2 protein-coding genes are annotated in these 2740 nt (G+C 25.7%); one reads left to right on the top strand and one right to left on the bottom strand.

Annotation, left to right across the window (positions count from 1 at the left end):
- Nucleotides 1-145: 145 nt before the first annotated feature.
- Nucleotides 146-1114, top strand: coding sequence for a glycosyltransferase family 8 protein (locus tag A9G11_RS06145; protein ID WP_081298441.1), 969 nt, complete (start codon nt 146-148; stop codon nt 1112-1114).
- Between the two features lie 65 nt (nt 1115-1179).
- Here the strand turns inward: A9G11_RS06145 and A9G11_RS06140 are convergent.
- Nucleotides 1180-2740 (bottom strand): sulfatase-like hydrolase/transferase (locus A9G11_RS06140; protein ID WP_081298440.1); only part of this gene is annotated, 1561 nt, incomplete at its 5' end.

The raw sequence follows: 2740 nt of genomic DNA, 5'->3' as shown, positions 1-2740 counted from the left end.
ATTTCTATTAAAATATAGGTTAAAAAATTTTTTATTAAAGGAAAAGAATATTTAACTTATTAAAAATTATAAAAAAATGAAATGCATTTACACAGTGCTATAATTTATTTAAAATAAAAAAAAGTGATTTAAATGAAAATAATACATGTTCAAATCAGAAAAATATATCAGTGAAGTGCAGATTTTTTCCAAAATCAATAAACAGTCTTCAGATACAGTACATATTGCATTAGCTTTTGATGATAATTATGCAATGCCTGCAGGGGTGACAATTACTTCAATAATTTATAATAATCCAAACATTCATTTATGTTTTCATCTTTTTGTGGATCAAATAGCCAATAATAATTTAGAAAAATTTAAACAATTTGTAAATAATTCTACTACGATAAAAATTTACTATCTAAATAGTAATTTTCAAATTAATTCAGATACATTGATTTTAGGTTATTTATCTCCTATGTCTTGTGTTCGATTCATTATTCCGGAATTATTAAAAAATGAAACAGATAAACTATTATATGTAGATAGTGATATTTTATGTTTGAAATCTATTAGCCCATTGTATAACAACGAACTGTCAAACTATGTTGCTGGTGTGATACCAGATGATGATACGATGAAGAATGCAGTAAAAGATTTATATTCAATAAATTCTGAAAATTATTTTAATGCGGGTGTATTGCTTATAAATACCAAAAAATGGGTTGAAAATGATATTACTACTTTGTGTATGAATAAAATCAATGATGGGAATATTTATCGTTTTGCAGATCAAGATGTATTGAATATTCTACTTGAAAATAAAACATTGCAATTACCTATTAAATATAATACAAAAATTCAAATAACTACATCTTGCAAAGAAGAAAAAGCTATACCACCCTATATCGTAATGTTACATTATGTTACCGGATATAAACCATGGTATCAGACTTTTAATTCTCAACTTTTTCAAAAATTCTTTTGTATATCTCCATGGAAAGATACGAAACGACCCCTTGCGTTAAAGAGATCATGGCTACGTCATTATGCTAAATTTTGTTTAAAAAATGGCAAGTTTATTACGGGTATAAGGTTTTATTGCCTTTATCTGTTTAAGAAAAAAATTTGATTTAGTTAACATAATTTCTTATTTTTAATTGAATTTTATCCTATCCATGTTGCAATAAAACAATATCATTTTTGATATTGTTTTATATGAGTCTGATAATCATAAGATTGCCCATCAACGGATAAAATCAGATCATTTTGAATAAAAGATGGATCTATATTTACCGAAAAACCCAATAAGTTACTTAATAAGTAAACAAGATTAGATGTATTTATCATTTGGTTATTATTACGGTAAGTTTCTATTTCTTTACATGGATAGTTATCATATGTGGAATAGATCATTAAAGGAATTTCATATTGGTTACTAAATTCTTTTGATTTTCTTAATAGCCCGTGTCCTAAATTGACTATTTCACCATGATCTGGAGTATAAATTAAAATAAAATCATCAAGCTTCTCTTGTAAAATGTTATAAATTTGTTTTATAACTCTATCTGTATGATATACCGTTAGATCATAGTCATCTCCATCCGGCAACGATAATTTATCTGTTTCATCATATCCAAGTTTATAAGGTTTATGGCTTCCTGCTAAATGGATGACAATAAAATTTTTCTCATTATTTTGGAAATCAGTATCAATTAATTGTTGAGGAAGCTGAAGATCATCTTGCAAGTCTTCAATAAATATATTGCTCAATTTTGCAATAATGGAATATTTACTGCTATGAGGTCCTGATTCACCATTTTTTGATATCCATGATGATTTATAATTTTGGACATTGGCCATTTCGATTATATTTTTTTCGTTTAGTAAAGGTAATTCATCATCCGGTTTTGCAAACGAAAATAGCATAGGAATTGCATCTCTAGTGATGGAAGACGGAGAATGAACATTATTTATTATACAACTGTTGGACTGAGAAAAAATTTGACTCATTTCAGGAGTTGTATTTTTCGAATATCTATAAACGCTATGTCGATCACGGAAGGCTGACTCCCCTAAAATAAAAATAATATTTTTATATTTATTAAAAGTATTCGAATTATGGGAGTCGATAATCGATTTATTAAACTTTTCATGTTCAATTATGTTGGTATATTTTTCGGTAAATCCTAAAGAATCTACTAATAATACAATGGTATTTCCAATTACAACTGGATATTTTACTCGAATTGATTTAGTTAAGGAAAAAAATGGATCAACCTGAAATTCCACAACATGACGTTTATCTGATAAATAATAATATAAAGTATTTCTGAATAAGAAAAAGCAACAAATAGCCATTATAGCCCAATATAATGTCTTATATTTAAAAGATATTTTAATTTTATTGAATATAAAAAAAGTGTAAAGCAACGTAAAGATTATAGATGGTATTATGATTGATATTAATTCGTTTTTTATCATTAAATAGCTTTGATTTGTATCATTTTCTAAAGCTGTTTTTAATAGCGATTCAGAAATGTAGCCATATTTCAAACTAAAAAATAATTCAATACCTAAAATAAAATTAAATAATCCAAATATAGGCAATCTTATCCATTTTATTTTAGGAAATAAAAGTAGAAAAAAAACATAGATAAGCAATGTATAACTAACATTTTTGAGACCGTTGATATTTATAAAATGAAAAGCTACCAAGATAATAATAAAATAGGTTGCTAACAATAAATATTGTTTA

This window comes from Gilliamella sp. wkB108, assembly GCF_001690195.1.
Taxonomy (GTDB): domain Bacteria; phylum Pseudomonadota; class Gammaproteobacteria; order Enterobacterales; family Orbaceae; genus Gilliamella; species Gilliamella apicola_L.
Note: the sequence above shows the minus strand (reverse complement) of the source record. Positions and strands in the feature narration are given on the sequence as shown.

Bases quoted from the DNA above. Each gene is read 5' to 3' on its own strand.
- A9G11_RS06145 (WP_081298441.1), top strand. From the start codon at position 146: ATGTTCAAATCAGAAAAATATATCAGTGAAGTGCAGATTTTTTCCAAA.